Below are 20,759 nucleotides of genomic sequence, written 5' to 3'. Positions count from 1 at the left end.
CCGCTCGGATCCGCCTAGGGCAGCACGCCCACCGAGGCGAGGGCCGCGCGGAGCAGCGCGCCGCGGCCGCCCTCCATGTCGGCCGAGACCGCATCGGACGCGGCCTCCTCGGGCGTCATCCAGGTGATCTCGAGGGCGTCCTGGCGCGGATCGCACGTGCCGGTCACGGGGACCACGTACGCGAGCGAGACGGCGTGCTGCCGGTCGTCGGTGTACGGGCTCGCGCCGGGGAACGGGAAGTACTCGGCGACCGAGAACGGCGTCGGGCTCGCGGGGAGCTGCGGGAACGCCATCGGCCCGAGGTCCTTCTCGAGGTGGCGGAAGAGCGCGTCGCGCAGGGTCTCGCCGTACATCACGCGGCCCGAGACGAGCATGCGGGTCATCTGCCCGGTGACCGTCGCGCGCAGCAGCACGCCGATGTCCTTGACCCGGCCCATGCCGTCGACCCGCACGGGCACGGCCTCCACGTAGAGGAGGGGCAGCCGCTGCCGGATCTGCGCCAGCTCCACGTCCGACAGCCAGCCGGAGTTCGGGTCGGGGATGTTCGGGTCCGGGGTGCGAACGGTCATGGTCCATTGTCACCCACGGCCGGAGCGCGACGGCCACCCGGCGCGCTGGCCGGCTCCCGTGGTCGATCGCGGGACGGCTGCCCGGCCGGCTGCCGGGGCCGGATGCGAGGATGGGCCGCCCGGCCGCCCCGCACGCGCACCCGCACCCGCACCGAAGAGGACACCGTGACCGCTCTGCCGCTGGATCCCGACGCCGTCCTCTGGTCGGCCCCCACCGCCGAGCTCGCCGATCGTCCGCTGCTGGTGCTGCTGCACGGATACGGATCGCACGAGGGCGACCTGTTCGGGCTGTCGCCGTACCTGCCGCTCGCGCCGGTCGTCGCGTCGCTGCGCGCGCCCATCGCGCTGCAGGGCGGCCACGCGTGGTTCCCGATCGTGCCCGGATCGACCGGCGACCCGGATCCCGACGCCGCCGACGCCGCCGCGCAGGGCGTGCTCGACTGGCTCGACGCGCTGCCCGCGACCCCGCGCTCGGTGGGGCTCCTCGGGTTCAGCCAGGGCGGCGCCACCGCGCTCCAGCTGCTGCGGCTCGCGCCCGGGCGCTTCGCGTACGCGGTGCAGCTCAGCGGGTTCTCGGTGCGCGGCGAGCACGACGGCGACGCGGCGCTCGCGGCCGCACCGACCCCGGTGTTCTGGGGCCGCGGCACGGCCGACCAGGTGATCCCGGAGGCGGCCGTCGCGCGCACGGCCGCGTGGATCGGCGACCACACCGCCCTCACGGAGCGCATCTACGAGGACCTGCCGCACTCGGTCTCCGCGGCCGAGCTGCGGGATGTGTCGGCGTTCATCCGGGAGCACGCGGGCTGATCCGCGGCGCCGCCCGGCCTGCCGTCCTCCGGCGAGCGCCGTGCGAGCGCCCGACCCGGCGCGTTGTCGGTGGTCCGGAGGAGGATGAGCAGATGGATCCCGTCCTCGCGCGCTTCTCCCCGGCCACCCGGGAGTGGTTCCAGGGCGCGTTCCCCGGCCCCACGGCCGCGCAGACCGGCGCGTGGGAGGCCGTGCAGAAGGGGTCGCACGCGCTCGTCGTGGCGCCCACCGGATCCGGCAAGACGCTCGCGGCGTTCCTGTGGTCCATCGACCGGCTGGCGTCGCGGCCGGCACCGGAGGACCCGATGCGACGCACGCGCGTCCTCTACATCTCGCCACTGAAGGCGCTCGCGGTCGACGTGGAGCGGAACCTCCGCTCGCCGCTCGTGGGCATCGTGCAGACGGCGAAGCGGCTGGGGGCCGAGCCGCCCGAGGTCACCGTCGGCGTGCGCTCCGGCGACACCCCGGCGGCCGACCGGCGCTCGCTCGCGAAGACGCCGCCGGACATCCTCATCACCACGCCCGAGTCGCTGTTCCTCATGCTCACGTCGGCCGCGCGCGAGACGCTCGCGGGGGTCGAGACGGTCATCGTCGACGAGGTGCACGCGGTCGCGGCCACCAAGCGCGGCAGCCACCTCGCGCTGTCGCTCGAGCGGCTCGACGCGCTGCTGGAGAAGCCGGCGCAGCGGATCGGGCTGTCCGCCACCGTGCGGCCGCCCGAGGAGGTCGCGCGGTTCCTCGGCGGGCGCTCGCCCGTCTCCATCGTGTCGCCGAAGAACACGAAGGAGTTCAACCTGCGGGTCATCGTGCCGGTCGACGACATGACCGAGCTCGGCACCACGGCGCCGCTCGAGGGGTCGGCGGCGCAGGGCGACCAGCCGCAGCAGGGGTCCATCTGGCCGCACGTGGAGGAGGGCATCGTCGACCTCGTGCTCCAGCACACGTCGTCGATCGTCTTCACGAACAGCAGGCGGCTGGCCGAGCGGCTCACGGCGCGGCTCAACGAGATCTACGCGGTGCGCATCGAGGAGGGGCGGATCGATGCGGAGGGGCGCGTGGTCGCGGCCTCCGACGCCGTGCCCGTGCTCGCGGGGGCGGCCGCCGGTTCCGGTGCCGGTCCCGGGTCGGCGCGGTCCACGGACTTCTCGGCCACCCGCCGCACCGCCCCGCGCCCGCCCGCCGAGCTCATGGCGCAGGCGGGGAGCATGGAGGGCGCGGATCCCGTGCTCGCCAAGGCGCACCACGGATTCGTCTCGAAGGAGCAGCGCGCCCGCATCGAGGACGACCTGAAGTCCGGCCGCCTCCGCTGCGTGGTCGCCACGTCGAGCCTCGAGCTCGGCATCGACATGGGCGACGTCGACCTGGTGGTGCAGGTGGAGGCGCCGCCGTCGGTCGCGAGCGGGCTGCAGCGCGTCGGCCGGGCCGGGCACCAGGTGGGCGAGGTCTCGCGCGGCGTCATCTTCCCCAAGCACCGGGCCGACCTCATCCACTCGGCCGTCGCCGCCGAGCGCATGGCGAGCGGGCAGATCGAGTCGCTGCGCGTGCCCGCGAACCCGCTGGACGTGCTCGCGCAGCAGACCGTCGCGGCCGTCGCGCTCGAGCCGCTGGGCGTCGAGGAGTGGTTCGACATCGTGCGGGGGAGCGCGCCCTTCGCGACCCTGCCGCGCTCCGCGTACGAGGCCACGCTCGACCTGCTGAGCGGCCGCTACCCGTCCGACGAGTTCGCGGAGCTGCGACCCCGCATCGTGTGGGACCGGGACGAGGGCACCATCGAGGGGCGGCCGGGCGCGCAGCGGCTCGCGGTCACCTCGGGCGGCACCATCCCCGACCGCGGCCTCTTCGGCGTGTTCATGGTCGGCGAGAAGGCGTCCCGTGTGGGCGAGCTCGACGAGGAGATGGTCTACGAGTCGCGCGTCGGCGACGTGTTCGCGCTCGGGGCCACGAGCTGGCGGATCCAGGAGATCACGCATGACCGCGTGCTCGTGACGCCCGCGTTCGGCGAGCCCGGCAAGCTGCCGTTCTGGAAGGGCGACGGGCTCGGGCGGCCGCTCGAGCTCGGGCGGGCCATCGGCGCGTTCGTGCGGGAGCTGTCGGGATCCGCCGTCGACGACGCCCGGGCGCGCGCCGGCCGCGTGGGCCTCGACGACCGCGCGGTCAACAACCTGCTCGCGTTCCTCGACGACCAGAAGAAGGCCACCGGCCACGTGCCGAACGACCGCACCCTCGTGGTCGAGCGCTTCCGCGACGAGCTCGGCGACTGGCGCGTGGTGCTGCACTCGCCCTACGGGATGCAGGTGCACGCGCCCTGGGCGCTCGCGGTCGGCGCGCGGGTCACCGAGCTGTACGGCATCGACGGCGCCACCATGGCCAACGACGACGGCATCGTGGTGCGCATCCCCGAGACCGACGGCGAGCCGCCGGGGGCCGACCTGTTCGTGTTCGAGCCCGACGAGCTGGATGCGATCGTCACGCGCGAGGTCGGCGGATCCGCGCTGTTCGCGTCCCGGTTCCGCGAGTGCGCCGCGCGCGCCCTCCTGCTGCCGCGCTACAACCCGGGCCGCCGCTCGCCGCTCTGGCAGCAGCGTCAGCGCGCGTCGCAGCTGCTCGACGTGGCCCGCAAGTTCCCGGCGTTCCCCATCGTGCTCGAGACCGTGCGCGAGGTGCTGCAGGACGTCTACGACCTGCCCGCGCTCACGTCGCTCGCGAAGGACATCGAGGCCCGGCGCATCAAGATCGTCGAGACCACCACGGAGGACGCGTCGCCGTTCGCCCGCAGCCTCCTCTTCAGCTACGTCGGCGCGTTCATGTACGAGGGCGACAGCCCGCTCGCCGAGCGCCGGGCCGCCGCGCTCTCGCTCGACGCGGGGCTGCTCAGCGAGCTGCTCGGGCGGGCGGAGCTGCGCGAGCTGCTGGATCCGGCGGTCATCGCGCGCACCGAGCTCGAGCTGCAGCGCACGGCGCCCGACCGGCGCGCGAAGGGCCTCGAGGGCGTGGCCGACCTGCTGCGGATCCTCGGCCCGCTCGACGCCGAGGAGGTCGCCGTGCGCCTGGAGCCCGAGGAGGCCGGGTCCGCCGCCGACCACCTCGACGCGCTCGTGGCCGGCAAGCGCGCGCTCCGCGTCTCGTTCGGCGGGCAGCCGCGGGTCGCCGCCATCGAGGACGCGAGCCGTCTCCGCGACGCCCTCGGGGTGCCGCTGCCCATCGGCACGCCGCTCGCGTTCGTCGAGCCGGTCGCGGATCCGCTCGGCGACCTCGTCGGCCGGTACGCCCGCACGCACGGGCCGTTCACCATCGCGGACGCGGCCACCGGCATCGGCCTCGGATCCGCCGTCATCGCCGACACGCTCGCCCGGCTCGGCGCCCAGCGGCGCGTGGTCGAGGGCGAGTTCCGACCGGGCGCGTCTGGCAGCGAGTGGTGCGACGTCGAGGTGCTCCGGCGCCTGCGGAGCCGCTCGCTCGCGGCGCTCCGCAGTGAGGTCGAGCCGGTCGAGCAGGCCGCGTTCGCGCGCTTCCTCCCCGCGTGGCAGCACGTGGCGGGCGCGGACCGCGAGCGCGGGCTCCGCGGGGTCGACGGCGTGCTGCAGGTCATCGAGCAGCTGGCCGGCGCGCCCGTCCCCGCCTCCGCGTGGGAGACGCTCGTGCTCCCGGCGCGCGTGCGCGACTACACGCCGGCCATGCTCGACGAGCTCACGTCCACCGGCGAGGTCATCTGGTCCGGCGCCGGCACGCTCGCGGGCGCCGACGGGTGGGTGAGCCTGCACCTCGCCGACCAGGTCGCGCTCACGCTGCCCGAGCCCGACGCGCACGACACCGACGAGCTGCAGCGCGAGATCCTCACAACGCTCGGCACAGGCGGCGGCTACTTCTTCCGTCAGCTGAGCGACGCCGTGGGATCCACGGACGACAAGGCGCTCGTCACCGCGCTGTGGGACCTCGTGTGGGCGGGCCTCGTCACGAACGACACGCTCTCGCCGCTGCGGGCGCTGCTCGCGGGCGGATCCACCGCGCACAAGACGCCGCAGCGGGCACCGCGCGGGCGCATGTACCGGGGCGGGCGGATGCCGCGGCCCGACATGCCCACGCGCACGGGACCGCCGACCGCGGCCGGGCGCTGGTCGATCGTGCCGCTCGCCGAGACCGACGCGACCGTGCGCGCCGCCGGCACGGCCGAGCTTCTGCTGGAGCGGTACGGCGTCGTCACGCGCGGATCCGTCATGACCGAGCGCGTGCCGGGCGGCTTCGCGCTCACGTACAAGGTGCTCGCGGGCTTCGAGGACACCGGGCGCGCGCGCCGCGGGTACTTCATCGAGACGCTGGGGGCGGCGCAGTTCTCGACGGGCGGCACGGTGGATCGGCTGCGCGGGTTCACCCGTGATCCCGATGCGGGCGGGCGGCCGTTGAACGCGCTGACGCTCGCGGCCACGGATCCGGCGAACGCGTACGGGGCGGCGCTGCCCTGGCCGCGGCTCGACGGGTCGTCGCCCGACGCGGACGGCGGCACGGGGGCGGGTGTCGGCATGGAGGCGACCGACACGGAGGCGACCGGCGACACGGGAGCCGACGGCGCGTCCACGGCGATCGCGGAGTCCGGCAGCGTCGATGCCCGCGGCGAACGGCCCACCGGGCACAGGGCCGGCCGGAAGGCGGGCGCGCTCGTGGTGCTGGTCGACGGCGCCCTCGTGCTCTACGTGGAGCGCGGCAGCAAGACCGTGCTGCGGTTCGACGACGACGAGGCGGTGATCCGCGCGGCGGCCGAGTCGCTCGGCCAGATCGTGCGGCGCGGCGGCGTCGCGAAGCTCGCGATCGAGAAGGTGAACGGCGCGTTCATCCTCGGAACGCCGCTCGGCACCGCGCTCCAGGAGCACGGCTTCTCGGCGACGCCGCGCGGGCTGCGGATGCGCTCGTGAGCGGCGCCCGGGCGACGGGATCCGCCCGTGCCTGAGGGCGACACCGTCTGGCGCACCGCGACGCACCTGCACGAGGCCATCGGCGGCCAGGTGCTCACGCGCAGCGACTTCCGCGTGCCGAAGTACGCGACGCTCGATCTCGCGGGCCAGGAGGTCGACGAGGTCGTGAGCGTCGGGAAGCACATCCTGCACCGCGTCGGCGACCTCACGATCCACAGCCACCTGAAGATGGAGGGCTCCTGGCACATCTACCAGCACGGCACCGCGTGGCGGCGGCCGGCGTTCGAGGCGCGCGTCGTGCTCGAGACGGCGGAGCGCGTCACGGTGGGGTTTTCGCTGGGGGTGCTGGAGGTGATCCCCCGCGACCAGGAGCACACGGTGGTGGGGCACCTGGGGCCCGACATCCTCGGGCCGGACTGGGGCGACGAGGCGGCCGAGGAGATCGTCCGGCGCATCGCCGCGCAGCCGGACCGGGCCATCGGGCTGGCGCTGCTCGACCAGCGGAACGCCGCCGGCATCGGCAACGTCTACCGGGCCGAGCTCTGCTTCCTCCGCGGCGTGCTGCCCACCCGGCCGGTGCGCGAGGTGCCGGACCTCCCCGCGATGATCGCGCTCGCCCGCCGCACCATGCGCGCGAACCGCGACCGCATCGAGCGCACCACCACGGGCGACCTGCGCCGCGGCCGCACCGACTGGGTCTACGGACGCAAGGGCAAGGCGTGCCTGCGGTGCGGCACGCGGATCCTGCAGGGCCAGCTCGGCGACCCCGTGCGCCCCGGCATGGGCGCGCAGGACCGGGTCACCTACTGGTGCCCGCGCTGCCAGACCTGACGCGCGATCCCGACGCCCGCACCACGCACGGCGCCCGCCGCGTCCGGGCGGACACGGCGGGCGCGTGGGGCGTCGACGGTGCGGCGCGCGTGCATCAGTCCCGCGGCGTCGCCGCCGACGGCAGCTCGGGCGCGGGCTCGCCGCCCGCCGCGATCCGCGCCTCCTCCTGGCCGACCAGCGAGTGCCGGCGTCCGTAGAGGAAGTAGACCGCGAAGCCGAGCGCGAGCCAGACGAGGAAGCGGACCCAGGTGAGCGTCGTGAGGTTGAGCATCAGCCACACGCAGAGCACGGCCGAGAGGATCGGCAGCCACGGCATGAGCGGCACGCGGAACGCCGCGCGGATGTCGGGCCGCTTCTTCCGCAGCACGATCACGCCGATGCTCACGAGCACGAAGGCGGAGAGCGTGCCGATGTTGATCATCTCCTCGAGCACGCCGACGTCGGTGAACCCGGCGAGGGCCGCGACGACGACGCCCGCGATGATCTGCACCCGCACCGGCGTGCGGCGCTTGGCGCTCGTGCGGCTGAGCCCGCGCGGCAGCAGGCCGTCGCGGCTCATCGCGAAGACGACGCGCGCGAGGCCGAGCAGCAGCACCATGAGCACGGTGGTGAGGCCGAGCAGCGTGCCGATGGAGATGACCTGCGCCGCCCACCCGGCGCCCACCGCGGTGAACGCGGTCGTGAGCGACGGCTCCTTCGCATCCGCCAGCACCGTGTACGGCACCATGCCGGTGAGCACGAGGGTCACGAGCACGTAGAGCACGGTCACGACCGCGAGGCCCGCGAAGATCCCCCGCGGCAGGGTGCGCTGCGGGTCCTTGACCTCCTCGGCGCTCGTGGCCACGACGTCGAAGCCGATGAACGCGAAGAACACGAGCGACGCCCCGGCGAGCAGGCCGTACAGGCCGTACTGGGTGGGCTCCTGGCCGCTCGCCCAGGAGAAGAGGGACTGGGTCCAGACGTCGGCGGATCCGCCCTCGGTCGGGCGCTGCGGCGGGATGAACGGCGAGTAGTTCTCCGCCTTCACGTAGAACGCGCCCACGACGATCACGAACAGGACGACCGCGACCTTCAGCACCGTGAAGACGCTCGACACGCGGCTGGAGAGCTTGGTGCCGAGGACGAGCAGCACGGTGAAGATCGCGGTGATGAGCACGGCGCCCCAGCTGATGCCGAGCCCGAACACCGTGATGGTGGAGGGGATGTCGAGCCCGGCGAGCTTCAGCGCGGACTCCAGGTAGATGCCCCAGTACTTCGCGATGACCGCAGCCGCCGTGAGCATCTCGAGGATGAGGTCCCAGCCGATGATCCACGCGAGCAGCTCGCCCATGGTCGCGTAGGTGAACGTGTACGCGCTGCCCGCGACGGGCACGGCGGACGCGAACTCGGCGTAGCACATGATCGCGAGGCCGCACGTGACGGCGGCGAGCACGAACGCGAGCGTCACCGACGGACCCGCGTAGTTCCCGGCGGCCTTCGCGCCGACGGAGAAGATGCCGGCGCCGACCGCGACCGCGACGCCCATGAGCATGAGGTCCCAGGTGCCGAGGGAGCGGGTGAGGCTGCGTTCGCCTCCCGCGGCGTCGGCCAGCGACGACTCGATGCTCTTCGTGCGGAACAGGCTCATGGGGCGTCCGTTCGGTGGTGGCGGCTCGGGGAACGGGGATCGAGCCTACCGGCGGGCGAGCCGCGCCCCCGTCGTGGGGCGCTGCTCCGTGCTGGTGCGGATGCGCGGGTGCTCGACACGCCCGGCCCGCGGAGAAGCGGGAGAAGCAGTGCGGAGAAGTGATCCGAGCACCTAGGCAGGCATGAGGAGCAGTGCTTCTCTGGAGGAGCGGTCAAGCAGCGTGCCGCGTCCGACACGAGTCCGGAAGGTCCTGAGTGACCGGAACGCTGCGCCCGCGCGCCCTCGCCGCCGCCCCGCCCGCCTCGCGCGGATCCGCCTCCCGCGCACCTGCATCGGCGATCCCGCTGGCCACGCCGCGCCCCCGCACGCCGCCGCTCGCGCCCGAGGCGACGCCCGAGCCCGCACCCGACCTCACGGCAGCGCGCGACGAGAAGCGCCGCGTGACGCACGACCGGTTCGTGCGCGCCGCCGCTGCGGCCGAGGACCCCGCGGGCGAGGCCGAGCGCCGCCGCCTGCACGACCAGATCGTGCTCGACCACCTCGAGCTCGCCGACCAGCTCGCCCGCCAGCACTCGGGCCGCGCCCACGACTGGAGCGACCTCCGCCAGGTCGGCTACCTCGGGCTCGTGAAGGCCGCGCGCCGCTACGACCCCGGCTTCGGCGCGCCGTTCGTGTCGTTCGCGATCCCCACCATCTCCGGCGAGATCAAGCGCCACCTGCGCGACAACGGGTGGATGGTGCGTCCGCCCCGCCAGATCCAGGAGCTGCGGCACGCGCTGCTCGCGGTCGTGCCCGCGCTCACCCAGCGGCTCGGCCGCACGCCCACCGACGCCGAGCTCGCCGCGCACACCGGGCATCCCCGCGAGGAGGTCATGGAGGCGCTCGCCGCGCACTCCAGCCTGCGGCCCGCGTCCCTCGACCACACGGTGCACGAGCACGAGGGCATCTCGCTCGCGGACACCCTCGGCGCCGACGACCCCGGCTATGCACGCGCCGAGCGCACGGTGCTGTTGGACGCCGCGCGCGGGGTGCTCAGCGAACGCGACCGGCGGATCCTGCACCTGCGCTTCGTCGACGAGTGCAGCCAGAGCGAGATCGCGGCCGAGCTCGGCGTGACGCAGATGCAGGTCTCGCGGCTGCTCGCGCGGATCCTCGGGGCGTTGCGCGCCGAGCTGACCCGCGGCGAGGCCGAGGCCCTGCCCGAGGTGGCGCCCCTGGCCGCCGTGTCGCCGATCCGGCCGAGCGGGGTCGACCGCCGGACGGCCTGAGGCCGCGCGCCGACGTCGGCATCGACGCCCGCCCGCGGCTCGGCGGCCCGGCGTCCCGCCGCGCTCCGCCTCGCCGGCGGGATCCGCTCAGCCGCCGGGCAGCGCGCCCGTCTCCACGATGCCGCGCGCGACCTCGACGAGCTTCACGTTGCCGTCCTGCGAGTAGCGGCGGAGCACCTGGAACGCGCGGTCGGCGTCGAGCGAGAAGCGCTCCATGAGGATCCCCTGGGCCTGCCCGATGACGGATCGCGACGCGAGGCCCACGGCGAGGTCGTCCGCCGCGTCCCAGGCGGCGAGCGCGATACGCGCGTGCACCGCGACCTCCTCGGCCACGACGCGATCGGCCGCGTCGAGGGATCCGGTGGCGCGGTGCAGCGCGACGGCCCCGCCCGCGTCGCGGCGCGCGTCGGGACGCTTCCCGGCGCCGTCGGCCATCGCGACGACCAGCAGCCGTGATCCGACCGGCACGGGATCTGCCTCGAGGACCGCGCGGAGCTCGGCGCCGGACTCCCCCGCGACCACGATCTCGGACGCGCGCGGCAGGATCACCGCCGCGCCCGTTGCCGATGATGCCTCGAGGAGCGCGGAGAGCAGCAGCTCGACGCCGGCGGCGCGGCTCGGGGCGGCGTGGAACGCGGCGACGACGCGGACGGGCAGGGCCGAGCGGTGCTGCTCCATCCGGTCCTCCCGTGCGTTCGGGGACGTCGGCGACTCGCGGACCGCGGGAGGCCCGGACCCGCGGCGGCGCGGGGAGACGCCGAGCCCCGGCTCGACCATTCGAGTATCGCACCATGGATTTGCGCGCAAAGCATATGGCGGGAGAACTCACGGGGAGACTTGCGCTGCGGCAGCCGCGCGCGAACGGCGCACGCGCGGCCGCGCGGCGCGGACACCCGCCTGGCGGCCTCGGAACCACGCCTGCCATGCTCGACGCATGGCCACCCTCACTCGTCCCCGTCGCGGGAAGATCATCGCCGGCGTCTGCGCCGCCCTCGCCGACCGCTTCGGCGTCAGCCGCTTCCTCGTGCGACTGCTGTTCGTGCTCTCCATCGTGCTGCCGGGCCCGCAGGTGCTGCTGTACCTGATCCTCTGGATCGTCTTCCCCAAGCAGCGCTGACCCGGCCCGGGCCGCCGCGCACCGCTGAGCGTCGCCGACCCGGGATCGTCCCGCGCCGGAAACGCCGCCGCAACACCCGGTTCCCAGACTGGGGAGACGCCTCTCCCCGTCTGGATGGATCCGCATGCCCGCTCGTCGACGCGCCCGTGCCCGGATCCTGCCCGCCGGTCGCGCCCTCGCCGCGGCAGCGCTCGCGGTCGGCCTCGCGGCGGGCGGCGGGATCCACGCGGCGCCGGCCCGGGCGTCCGCCGACGACGCCTCCTCGGCACCCGCGGCGACCGATCAGGCCGCCCCGGCCGTCGTCGACCTGGGCGTCGCGGACGCGGTCGCGCTCCTCGAGTCCGGATCCACCACCTCCGTCGCCCTGACCCGCGCCTACCTCGCGCGCATCGACGCGTACGACGACGACGGAGCCGACGGGAAGGGCCTCCAGGCCGTCATCACCGCGAACCCGGACGCGCTCGCGACGGCCACCACGCTCGACCCGGAGCGCGCGGCCGGCACGATCCGGGGCCCCTTGCACGGCGTGCCCGTCGTCGTGAAGGACAACCACGCCACGGCCGACATGCCCACCACCGTCGGCAGCGCGGCCCTCCGCGACTACCGGACCGCGGCCGACTCGACCGCGGTCGCGCGGCTGCGGGCGGCCGGGGCGATCATCCTCGCGAAGACGAACACGTCCGAGTTCGCGTGGCATGGCACCTCCACGCTGAGCTCCGCGCGCGGCCGCACGGCGAACCCGTACGACCGGTCGTGGAGCGCGAGCGGTTCCAGCGGCGGCACGGCGGCGGCGGTCGCGGCCGCGTACGCGCCGGCGGGCCTCGGCACCGATTCGTGCGGATCCATCCTGGGACCGGCCGCGCACCAGTCGCTCGTCGGCTTCCGGCCGACGATGGGCCTCACGAGCACGGCCGGCATCGTGCCGCTCTCTCCCCGGCAGGACGTGTCCGGCCCGATGACCACGACGGTCGCCGACGCCGCGCTCCTCACCGAGGTGCTCGCGGGGCGCGACCCGGCGGATCCGCTCACGGCCATCGTCGACGAGCAGGCCACCGACGCGTACGTCGCCGGCCTCCGCCCCGACGCGCTGGCGGGGAAGCGGATCGGCGTGGTGCGCTGGCCGTCCGAGGAGGATCCCGAGCGGCCGGGCCTCGCCGAGACGACCGCCCTGTTCGAGCAGGCCGTGCGCGACCTCGAGGCCCAGGGCGCCGAGGTCGTGGAGGTGCCGCTCACGCGGGAGTTCGTCGAGCAGACGCTGCAGAGCGGCGGGTGGCGGGACATGCGGCCGGCCATCGACCGCTTCCTCCGCGAGACGCCCGCCACCTGGTCGGCGCGCGTCGCGGCCCGCACCGAGCCCCCCGACGTGCTGTCGTTCGCCGACGTGATGGCCGACCGGCCGAGCGCCCTCACCGACGGCGACATCGCCTACTTCCTCGGCCACGAGGACATCCCGAACCCGGAGTACGAGAGGTCGATCGCGGAGCAGGACGCGGGCAAGGCGGCGGCGGACGCGTTCTTCGTCGAGCAGGGCGTCGACGCCCTCGCGATGCCCACGAGCGCCACGAGCGCGACGCCGGCCTGGGCGGGCACCACGTTCTGCGACATCGGCGCGAACACCGGGATCCCGACGATCTCGGTGCCCGCCGGCTTCACCTCGACGGGCGCACCGGTCGGCCTGGAGCTCGCCGCGCCCCGCAGCCGCGACGGCGACCTGCTCGCGATGGCGTACGCGTACGAGCAGGCGACGCGGCACCGGGTCGCGCCGGGGTCGACGCCGGAGCTCGGCTCCGCTCCGGACACCGCGGATGCGGCGGCTGCGACGACGGACGAAGGCGCCGCCGCGCCCGCTGATCCCTCCCCGCAGGCGCTCGGCGCGGTCCGCACGGCGGGCATCGGGATCAACACGCTCGCCGAGAACCTCGCCATCGCCGCGGGCCTCGCCGCCGCCGGCGGGCTCGTCGCCGCCACGGGCCTCCTGTATCGCCGGCGTCGCGTCGCGGCCTGAGCCCTGCGCCCCCCTACGGACGATGGAGGGGCGGGCGGCCACGCGGCCACCCGCCCCTCTCGGCGGACACGGATCCGGTCAGCGCTTCCCGGTCTTCACGAGCGACACCGTGCCGTCGGCCGTCACCACGACCTTCGCGGCCATCGCGGCCGGGAGGTCGATGCGCTGCCAGCTGCCCTCGGTGCCCTCGTCGAGGGGCTCGCCCGAGTCGATGGCGGTGAGCGCGAGCACCTGGCGGCGCTGCTCCGGCGTGAGGTCGGGGTGGCTCGTGATGAGGAGCGACTCGGCGCCCGTGGGGACCGTGATCGGCTGGCCCTTGTCACCGACGCGCGGGAAGTCGTAGCTCATGCGCTGCTCGTAGACCTTCAGCGCCTGCTTCGTGGACAGGTACGGCTTGTCCTTCGCGATGCAGACGGCGAGCGCCGCGCCGCACTTGGCCTCGAGCACCGTGCGCAGCTCGGTCGACGCCTGCTCGAACAGCGTGCGGAACTCCGGGTCGGACCAGCGGCGCTCGACGATCTTCTGGCCCATCATGCGGCCGGCCATCACGTCGAGCGGGTAGTGCGCGCCCATGATGATGCGGTTGTTGCCGGCGTCGGAGGCGCGGGCGAGGATCTGCGGCGCGAGCTCCGGCAGCATCGTCGCGAGCGCGGTGCCCTGCCAGAACGCCTGCGAGGTGTGGCCGCTGGGGTACGAGCCGTCCTGGCCGGCCCACGCGTTGCCGCCCGGCTTGTCGCGGTACTTGAGCTTCAGCGGGAACGCGACGTAGGGGCGCGGGTTGGCGAAGTACGTCTTCACGGGGTTGGTGGACGAGTACTTGCCGACGAGGCCGCCGTTCTTGGCGAGCAGCGCATCCGTCTTCGGCAGCTGGCCCGCCTCGCGCGCCGTGCGGTAGATCTCGCCGAGGTCCTTGCCGAGTCCATCCGACATCGTGATGGACATGTCGGCGTACTGGTCGATGATCGCCCGGGCCGACTGCGCCTTCGTGGCGGCCTGGTTGATCGTGATGGTCTTCTTGTCGTTGAGCTTCATGATGTCGGGCCGGTTCGCCTTAAGCGAGGTGAACTGGTCGAGCATCGGCACGAAGTCGTAGGTGCTGTTCGACGGGTACGGGGCGTCGAGCGTGGCCTGGTCGAAGGGCGCGACGGCCGGGGCGGTGGCGGCGCTCGTGGCCGGCGTGGTGGGCGCGTCGGCGGCGGTCGCGGCGGTGACGCCGGTGCCGGTGAGCAGCAGGCCGAGGATCGCGGTGGTCGACAGCAGCGTCGCGGTGCGGGCGCGGGGACGTCGGAACGGGGTGGTGATGATGGTGCCTCTCGTCGGGAGCGGGCGGCCGTGCGGCCTCCGGCACTGTATGGATCTCGCGTGACGCGGATCCTTCCGGGAGGTGGAGCGGAGGTGGCCGGGCGGTGCGCGCCCGGCCACCTGCTCGCGGGGCGGCCTCAGCCGCGCGACCTCGGGACCCACGCGCGCGTCTCGGGCTCCAGCGTCATGCCGCCGCCCGCGCGGATCCGATCGACGGAGCCGTCGGCGGCGCGGTCGACCGTGACCTCCTCGCCGACGGATCCGAACCCGTCGCCCTCCACGATGCGCGCGGACGAGTCGTCCGTCGCCTCGAGCACGTCCACCGACTCGAGCGGGTGCTCCGCCTGCGGGTCGATGCGGAGGAAGCGGTCGCCGACCACCTGGAAGTCCTGCATCCCCCAGACGTTCGCGAACCGGCCCGTGAAGGGCGCCTCGACGGCGGCGCGCTCCGCGTCGGTGGCGGCGGAGTCGGCGAGCAACAGCTCGAGGATGCCCGTGCTGAGCGCGGCCGCGGGGCCGTCGATCGCGTTCGTGAGCACGCTGACCGCCCAGCCGCTCACGGGATCCACCGCCGTGCGCGTGATGTGGCCCGGGTACCCGCCCGAGTGGCCGAGCACGGTGGCCTCGTGCTCGCCCGATCCGACGCGCTCGATGATGAGGCCGTAGCCGTAGCGGCGGGTGCCGGCCGGATCCGCGCCCGTGACGTACCGCGGCCGCTGCTGGGCGCGCTTCGACGCGGCCGAGATGAGCCGCTCGTCATCGGGCAGCACGAGCGCGGAGAAGAAGGTGACGAGCTCGGACGCGGTGCTCGTGACGCCGGTGGCCGCGGCCATGGCGCGCGTGTCGACGTGCGGGAGGACGGTGCGCTCGCGCGAGGTGCGGAGCGAGGTGGAGGCCGCCGCGTACTCGTCCGCGCGCGCCGGGACGTACTCGGCCGTGGTGTCGCGGAGGCCGAGCGGCGCGATGATCCGCTCGTCGATGTAGTCCGCGAAGGACAGGCCGGACGCCGACTCGATCACGAGGCCGAGGAGCGAGTACCCGATGTTGGAGTAGTTGAACGCGGTGTCGGGCGCGACCTTGGCGACGCCGGGCGTCGTCGCGATGGCGAGGAGGTGCCGCCGGTCCGGGAACGGGCCGGAATGCTGCCAGTGGTCGCCGTCGAACCCGTCGCGGAGGACTCCCGCGCCGTGCTCGAGGAGGGCGGCGATCGTGACGTCGGCGAGCTCGGATCCCGCCTCGGCCAGCTCGGGCACGTGCACGCCGAGCCGGTCGTCGAGGCGGAGGGCGCCCTGCTCGGCGAGCTGCAGGATCGCGGTGGCGGCGAACGACTTGGAGTGCGACGCGACGCGGAACAGGTGCGCGGGCGTGAGCGGCGCGCCCGTCGTGGGATCCGCGACGCCGAACGCCTCCGACAGCACGAGATCGCCGTGCCGGGCGATGGCGACCTGGGCACCGGGGACGCGGGTCTGCCAGACGCGGTGGTCGAGCCAGGTGCGGACGTAGTCGAGGATCTCGGTCATGGGGGCTCTCCGGGGATCGGGGACGGCGGGCGTGCCGGACTCTACGCGAACCGGGCTCGCCCCCACCCGATCCGTCGAGCGAACCGCGGGCACCCTGCCCAGTCCGCGGAGCGAACGTCTTGCGCTCCCCGCTGGGCGCCGCCTGGACGGGCGGGACGATCCGCGGGCCCGTCCCGTCTCCTGGGTGACGCATCACCCGACAGGAGCAGCCATGACCGACTCGACCCGCGGATCCCATGCCGCGCAGAACGCCGCCGTCCACCCGACCGACGACGTCGCCGTCCGCGGAGCCGCACGATGAGCGCCCGCATGGCCGGCCCGCTCCTCCGTCGCCGTCTGCGGGCCACGCACGCGGCCGCCGTCACCGGTCTGGTCGTGGTGCTCGTGGTCGTGGTCGTCGTCCTGCTGCCCGTGCTCGGGTTCATCGGCGCGGCCGACGCGGCGACCGTCGGCCAGCTGGACGTGCCCGTGACCCTCATCGCTCTCGGCGTCGGGGTGTCGCTGGTGGTCGCGGTCGTGATGCTCGTGGTCTCCGCCCGCACCCGGGACGGCCGCGTCGCGTGGGTCGCGGCGGTCTCCGCCGTGGTGGCGACGCTCGTGGGATCCGCCTGGCCGCTCGTCGCGACCGTGATCGCGAGCGTCGACCAGGTGCAGGACGCCATCCCGTTCGTGCAGGACCTCGTCGGGCGCGTGCTCGGCGGCTGACGCGCACGGGTGGGTGACCCGAGCACCCGCCACAGCGCGCCCGGACGCGACGACGGCCGCCGACCCGAGGGTCGGCGGCCGTCGTCGAGCGGGGGGCATCGCCACCCGGGCGGCTACTCGCGGACGAGCACCAGCTCCGAGAGCGGCAGGCGCGAGCGCGGCGCCGTCTCGCGCTCGGCGAGCGGGCCCTCCAGCGCATCGGCGGGGGCGACCACGCCGACCGCCGTGACCGTGAGCGGCTGCAGGTTCTCGGGCAGGTCGAACGCGGCGGACAGCTTGTCGAACTCGACGCCGGCCATCTGGTGCGTGTGCAGGCCCTCGGCCTGCGCCTGCACGGAGAGGTGCGCGACGGCCTGGCCGAGGTCGTAGGCCACGTACGGGCGCTTCTCGCCCTCGACCGTGGAGGTCTCGGCGATCGCGACGACGAGCGCCGACGCGTTGACGGCCCACGCCGCGTTGAAGCCGACGAGCGAGTCGACGATGATGTCGAACGCGTGCGTGCCGCGGCGGGCGACGATGAAGCGGCGCGGCTGCTGGTTGCTGCCGGACGGCGCCCAGCGCGCGGCCTCGAGCAGCGCGTCGAGCTGCTGGTCGGAGACGGTCGCGGTCGCGTCGAAGGAGCGCGGGCTCCAGCGGGTGTCGAGCTCGCGCACGATCGGCACGGCCGTGTCGGCGGTGCGCTCGGTGGATGCGGGACTGGCGCTCTCGGTGAGGGTCATGGCGATTCCTTCGGTCGATGTCGGGGATGCGGCACTCCGTCGGGCCTCGCGGGACGCCGCCCGGCTATTCCTGCGTGACGCCGGGCGTCGGCCGACCCCAAAGGGGGCCGTGTGGGAATCACGCGGAGGCCTGTACGGTCCGGACATGAGCGACGGTGAAGGTTCTGGGTCCTACGTCTACCTGTACCGCACGATCGGCGCGGCCGGGAAGCCGAAGTACGTGGGATATGGGACGACACCCGCGCGTGCTCTCACGCACTCGTCGGGGAGTCACAACACCGCCCTAGAGGATTGGATCGGCCAGGGCGACTATGCCCTCGAGATCGCCGGGCCCTTCGCGAACGAGTCGACCGGCCACGAGGTGGAAGCCGCCCTCATCTCGGCGCTGAAGCCGGAGTTCAACGTGGCGAGCGGCGATGGGCATGCCTTCGTGCCGCTCGGGGTGCCGCCGGAGCTGGCTGAGCGCATCAGCATTGCACCGGTCGATGAAGCCGCCCTGGCACGTCAGGCCGGCGGAGCGCTCATCGTCTACCTTGCTGCCGGCAAGGTGATGCGGGACGGCCGCGCCATGGCGGATCCCAGCAACCCGGACGAGACCGTCATCGCTGCGGATGCGGAAGCGTGGTGGCAGATCAATCGGCACATGGCCGGGTGGCGCGAGAGACCTGAGGAGACGCCTCGCACCCTGGTGGCGGTGCACGGGCCGCGACCCCGTTCGCGATTCGTCATCGGCGCCTTCACGATCGACGTGGACCGCCTCCTCCTCGGTGCAGAGGATCTCCGCGACGGCTCGCTGTGGAAGATCCCGCTCATCAACCGAACGGACGCGGATGCCGCGGGTCTGCGCGGCCGCAAGCTGACCGAGAGCACATTCGGCCAGGGCCGCCACCGCGTCTACCACTGGGTGGGTGCGGATGGCGTGACCCATTGGGACGGTCGCACGCACCCCACCTCCTGACCCCACGAGGAGAGGCTCCGCGGGCGAGCGCTCTCGTCGATCCGCGAGCGGGTCGGGCACGTCCTCGAAGCGTCCCGACTCCGCCGAGCGGCCGGCCGCCTCCATGAGGGCGAGGCTGCCGAGGTTGTCGCGGCCGCTCGTCTCGGGCGGCGGGCCGCCGAGGATCGAGAGGGCGAAGGCGCGCAGGCCCGCCGCGCGGCCGAGGAGCGGCAGGGTCTCCAGGTCGCGCTCGCGCTCGGCGTCGTCGGAGCCGTCGGCATCGCGGATCCCGACCCGGTCGGCGGACACGCCCTCGCCGCGGCTCGTGAAGGTCAGCTCGCCGTCCTCGCCGGAGATGCGCCACTCGCCCGCCCACGGCGTGACGGGTCCGCGGTGCAGCCAGCTACCAGGCCAGTGGCCGATGAGGCCGCCGAGCGACCGGGAGGCGCATGGGAGATCAGCGGCCGGGGCCGCGGCACCGCCTGTAAACAGTGCGGCGCACCGCTGGCTACCCCTGGCTTATCGTGAGCGCGTTTCCCTCCGCTCTCGCCGACCGCTAAGCATGATCCTTCCCCGACCACCCCACAACGACCGTGAACGGATGCGCCATGCCCTCTCACCCTCCCCGCCCTTCGGCGCTCGCCCTCGCGCCGCTTTCCCGCGCGCTCGGTCACCTCCGCGCTTCCCGTCGCCTCCGCAACCTGCGGCGCACCCTGCCCGTCGCCGCCGCCGCCGCGACCCTCGTCGTCATCGCCACCTTCGCCGTCGCTCCCCCGTCCGCGCACGCGGCGGAGGCGTCGATCGCGCACTCCATCTCCCAGGACACGGTGGAGCAGGACATCCTCTCCGGTCGCATCTCCATCGACCAGCTGGTCGACGCGGCCGTCGCCGCCCGCTCGGGAGCGCCCGACGCACCGCCCATGAGCAGGTCGGAGATCACGCGGCAGATGAGCGAAGAGGTGCAGGCCCTCCGGACACAGCCCACGACCGCTACTCCGGGCTCGGACGTGCAGGACGACGACCCCGGCGCAGCCGCCGGTCCCGGCACTGGCACTGGCACTGGCGTCGGCGTCGCTAAGTTCTCGTTCAAGAAGCTCTTCGGCAAGATTAAGGGCTTCTTCCGCCACGGGGTGACCCTGGACATCCCCCTGTGGAAGGTGATGCTGGGCAATGGCGCCCTCGTGACGGCCGCCGCCGTCACGAGCGTGGCATGTGCCTCGTTCCTCGTCCTCTCGTGCGCGCTGGTCGCCGGCGCCCTCATCGGAGCCAGCGGCTACGTCTTCTGGCTCCTCCACCAGTGCGTGCGCAATCAGGACCGCACGTGGCACCTGACGCTGCCGGACGTCCACCGGAGCTGGTGCAGCAAGTAGGGCGCTAGGTGTACTGGGTCATGACGTTGGTGACACTCGGGCCGCGGGCGTGAGCCCGTGGCTTGAGTGGATTCGTTCAGTGTTGTAGTGCTCGATGAAGGGGTCAAGCGCGTCGGCCCGGTGTTGGTTGCTGGTGAAGGGTTGCCGGTAGGCCCACTCGGTCGCGAGGGTCCGGTTGAAGCGCTCGACCTTGCCGTTCTGCCAGGGGCAGTGCGGGCGGATGAACTTCTGCCGCGCGCCCAGGTCCTGGACGGCGTTCTTGAACACGGTCGAGTGCCGGTAGGCGAACGCGTTGTCCGTGATGACCCGCTCGATCCGGGTGATCCCGCGCCCGGCGAAGTACGCCGCTGCGCGGGTCAGGAACCCGGCCGCGGTCGCGCCTTTCTCATCGGGATGGATCTCCGCGTAGGCGAGACGGGTGTGGTCATCGACCGCGGCATGGACGTAATCGAACCCGATCCCGCGGCCGCGGACCTGCTCGCTGCGCCCGTGGACCCGCCAGCCGCCTCCGTCCGGGATCCTCCCGAGCTTCTTCACGTCCACGTGGATCAGATCACCCGGATGCTCGTGCTCATACCGGTGCGCCGTTGACCGGGATGCCCGGATCACGGCCCCGGTGACGGGGTCCAACCATGCCAACGGCGGCGCCCCGTGCCGGCGCAGGATCCGGGAGATCGTACGGGATGGAACACCTGTCACCGGAGCCAGCCGCGCAGGACCCGCCCGCAACTGGGCCCGCGCTTCCAGCACGGCCCGTTCCCGCTCCGGGCTCGTTCGCCTCGGTACTGACCGGGGCCGCGATGACCGATCCGTCAGCCCTCGCAGCCCCTCGGCACGGAACCGGTTCACCCATCGATGCGCGCACTGCCGCGACACCCCCAGCTCCCGCGCGACGTGCGCGACCGGCCGACGATCCTCCACCACCCGCCGCACGAGGAGAACCCTCCCGTGAACCGTCAGACGAGCATTACCGTGGGACATCGAGGCCTCCTGGCGATGGTTGAACTGAACAGCTCCATCAAGCCAGGAGGCCTCTTCACACGCCCCGAAGTGTCACCAACGTCATGGCCGAGTA

16 protein-coding genes are annotated in these 20,759 nt (G+C 73.8%); 9 read left to right on the top strand and 7 right to left on the bottom strand.

The window, feature by feature from the left end; translation table 11 throughout:
• Positions 1-14 precede the first annotated feature (14 nt).
• Positions 15-569, bottom strand: a complete 555-nt coding sequence (locus CMS_RS02010) for an NUDIX hydrolase family protein (RefSeq protein WP_012297862.1) — start codon at positions 567-569, stop codon at positions 15-17.
• A 165-nt stretch (positions 570-734) separates the two neighbouring features.
• Here CMS_RS02010 and CMS_RS02005 point away from each other — a divergent pair, with 165 nt between their 5' ends.
• The 3 genes from CMS_RS02005 to CMS_RS01995 all read left to right on the top strand — a co-directional run bounded on the left by CMS_RS02005 (position 735) and on the right by CMS_RS01995 (position 7,114).
• Complete coding sequence (locus CMS_RS02005) at positions 735-1,376, top strand: alpha/beta hydrolase (RefSeq protein ID WP_041464306.1); 642 nt, start codon at positions 735-737, stop codon at positions 1,374-1,376.
• 92 nt (positions 1,377-1,468) lie between these two features.
• Entirely contained in the window at positions 1,469-6,283 is a 4,815-nt protein-coding gene (locus CMS_RS02000) for an ATP-dependent helicase (protein WP_041464305.1), read from the top strand.
• A 27-nt stretch (positions 6,284-6,310) separates the two neighbouring features.
• The gene (locus tag CMS_RS01995) at positions 6,311-7,114 is read left to right on the top strand and encodes a DNA-formamidopyrimidine glycosylase family protein (RefSeq protein ID WP_012297860.1); all 804 of its coding nucleotides are present in this window, start codon (positions 6,311-6,313) and stop codon (positions 7,112-7,114) included.
• A gap of 94 nt (positions 7,115-7,208) precedes the next feature.
• Here CMS_RS01995 and CMS_RS01990 read toward each other — a convergent pair whose 3' ends face one another.
• Entirely contained in the window at positions 7,209-8,741 is a 1,533-nt protein-coding gene (locus CMS_RS01990; protein ID WP_012297859.1) for an amino acid permease, read from the bottom strand.
• A gap of 254 nt (positions 8,742-8,995) precedes the next feature.
• Between CMS_RS01990 and CMS_RS01985 the strand changes: the two genes are divergently transcribed.
• A complete protein-coding gene (locus tag CMS_RS01985; protein WP_012297858.1) occupies positions 8,996-10,009 on the top strand; it encodes a sigma-70 family RNA polymerase sigma factor in 1,014 nt (337 codons plus the stop codon).
• An 87-nt stretch (positions 10,010-10,096) separates the two neighbouring features.
• Here CMS_RS01985 and CMS_RS01980 read toward each other — a convergent pair whose 3' ends face one another.
• Entirely contained in the window at positions 10,097-10,687 is a 591-nt protein-coding gene (locus CMS_RS01980) for an ANTAR domain-containing protein (protein ID WP_041464820.1), read from the bottom strand.
• Positions 10,688-10,943: 256 nt separating this feature from the next.
• Between CMS_RS01980 and CMS_RS01975 the strand changes: the two genes are divergently transcribed.
• The gene (locus tag CMS_RS01975) at positions 10,944-11,126 is read left to right on the top strand and encodes a PspC domain-containing protein (RefSeq protein ID WP_012297856.1); all 183 of its coding nucleotides are present in this window, start codon (positions 10,944-10,946) and stop codon (positions 11,124-11,126) included.
• A 124-nt stretch (positions 11,127-11,250) separates the two neighbouring features.
• On the top strand, positions 11,251-13,131 hold the full coding sequence (locus CMS_RS01970; RefSeq protein WP_012297855.1) for an amidase family protein: 1,881 nt from the start codon (positions 11,251-11,253) through the stop codon (positions 13,129-13,131).
• A gap of 78 nt (positions 13,132-13,209) precedes the next feature.
• On the opposite strand, the gene CMS_RS01965 is transcribed toward CMS_RS01970, so the two are convergent.
• Both CMS_RS01965 and CMS_RS01960 read right to left on the bottom strand, forming a co-directional pair.
• Positions 13,210-14,595, bottom strand: coding sequence for an acid phosphatase (locus CMS_RS01965; RefSeq protein WP_106408669.1), 1,386 nt, complete (start codon positions 14,593-14,595; stop codon positions 13,210-13,212).
• Positions 14,571-15,953, bottom strand: a complete 1,383-nt coding sequence (locus tag CMS_RS01960; protein WP_041464304.1) for a serine hydrolase domain-containing protein — start codon at positions 15,951-15,953, stop codon at positions 14,571-14,573. Before CMS_RS01960 ends, CMS_RS01965 begins: the two co-directional genes overlap by 25 nt.
• Before the next feature lie 297 nt (positions 15,954-16,250).
• Here CMS_RS01960 and CMS_RS01955 point away from each other — a divergent pair, with 297 nt between their 5' ends.
• Positions 16,251-16,658 carry a hypothetical protein gene (locus CMS_RS01955; RefSeq protein ID WP_012297852.1) on the top strand — a complete coding sequence of 136 codons (408 nt, stop codon included), beginning with the start codon at positions 16,251-16,253 and terminating at the stop codon, positions 16,656-16,658.
• A 113-nt stretch (positions 16,659-16,771) separates the two neighbouring features.
• On the opposite strand, the gene CMS_RS01950 is transcribed toward CMS_RS01955, so the two are convergent.
• The gene (locus CMS_RS01950; RefSeq protein WP_012297851.1) at positions 16,772-17,377 is read right to left on the bottom strand and encodes a nitroreductase family protein; all 606 of its coding nucleotides are present in this window, start codon (positions 17,375-17,377) and stop codon (positions 16,772-16,774) included.
• Between the two features lie 145 nt (positions 17,378-17,522).
• Between CMS_RS01950 and CMS_RS17035 the strand changes: the two genes are divergently transcribed.
• Positions 17,523-18,335, top strand: a complete 813-nt coding sequence (locus CMS_RS17035; RefSeq protein ID WP_041464303.1) for a hypothetical protein — start codon at positions 17,523-17,525, stop codon at positions 18,333-18,335.
• 587 nt (positions 18,336-18,922) lie between these two features.
• Complete coding sequence (locus tag CMS_RS01940; protein WP_012297849.1) at positions 18,923-19,684, top strand: hypothetical protein; 762 nt, start codon at positions 18,923-18,925, stop codon at positions 19,682-19,684.
• An 18-nt stretch (positions 19,685-19,702) separates the two neighbouring features.
• Here CMS_RS01940 and CMS_RS01935 read toward each other — a convergent pair whose 3' ends face one another.
• On the bottom strand, positions 19,703-20,665 hold the full coding sequence (locus tag CMS_RS01935; RefSeq protein ID WP_012297689.1) for an IS481-like element IS1121 family transposase: 963 nt from the start codon (positions 20,663-20,665) through the stop codon (positions 19,703-19,705).
• Between the last annotated feature and the right edge of the window lie 94 nt (positions 20,666-20,759).

This window comes from Clavibacter sepedonicus (genome assembly GCF_000069225.1).
GTDB classification, from domain to species: Bacteria; Actinomycetota; Actinomycetes; order Actinomycetales; family Microbacteriaceae; genus Clavibacter; species Clavibacter sepedonicus.
Note: the sequence above shows the minus strand (reverse complement) of the source record. Positions and strands in the feature narration are given on the sequence as shown.

Bases quoted from the DNA above. Each gene is read 5' to 3' on its own strand.
- CMS_RS01975 (WP_012297856.1), top strand. From the start codon at position 10,944: ATGGCCACCCTCACTCGTCCCCGTCGCGGGAAGATCATCGCCGGCGTC.
- CMS_RS01955 (WP_012297852.1), top strand. From the start codon at position 16,251: ATGAGCGCCCGCATGGCCGGCCCGCTCCTCCGTCGCCGTCTGCGGGCC.
- CMS_RS01970 (WP_012297855.1), top strand. From the start codon at position 11,251: ATGCCCGCTCGTCGACGCGCCCGTGCCCGGATCCTGCCCGCCGGTCGC.
- CMS_RS01950 (WP_012297851.1), bottom strand. From the start codon at position 17,377: ATGACCCTCACCGAGAGCGCCAGTCCCGCATCCACCGAGCGCACCGCC.
- CMS_RS17035 (WP_041464303.1), top strand. From the start codon at position 17,523: ATGAGCGACGGTGAAGGTTCTGGGTCCTACGTCTACCTGTACCGCACG.
- CMS_RS02010 (WP_012297862.1), bottom strand. From the start codon at position 569: ATGACCGTTCGCACCCCGGACCCGAACATCCCCGACCCGAACTCCGGC.
- CMS_RS01980 (WP_041464820.1), bottom strand. From the start codon at position 10,687: ATGGAGCAGCACCGCTCGGCCCTGCCCGTCCGCGTCGTCGCCGCGTTC.
- CMS_RS01935 (WP_012297689.1), bottom strand. From the start codon at position 20,665: ATGTCCCACGGTAATGCTCGTCTGACGGTTCACGGGAGGGTTCTCCTC.
- CMS_RS01940 (WP_012297849.1), top strand. From the start codon at position 18,923: ATGCCCTCTCACCCTCCCCGCCCTTCGGCGCTCGCCCTCGCGCCGCTT.
- CMS_RS01960 (WP_041464304.1), bottom strand. From the start codon at position 15,953: ATGACCGAGATCCTCGACTACGTCCGCACCTGGCTCGACCACCGCGTC.
- CMS_RS02000 (WP_041464305.1), top strand. From the start codon at position 1,469: ATGGATCCCGTCCTCGCGCGCTTCTCCCCGGCCACCCGGGAGTGGTTC.
- CMS_RS01990 (WP_012297859.1), bottom strand. From the start codon at position 8,741: ATGAGCCTGTTCCGCACGAAGAGCATCGAGTCGTCGCTGGCCGACGCC.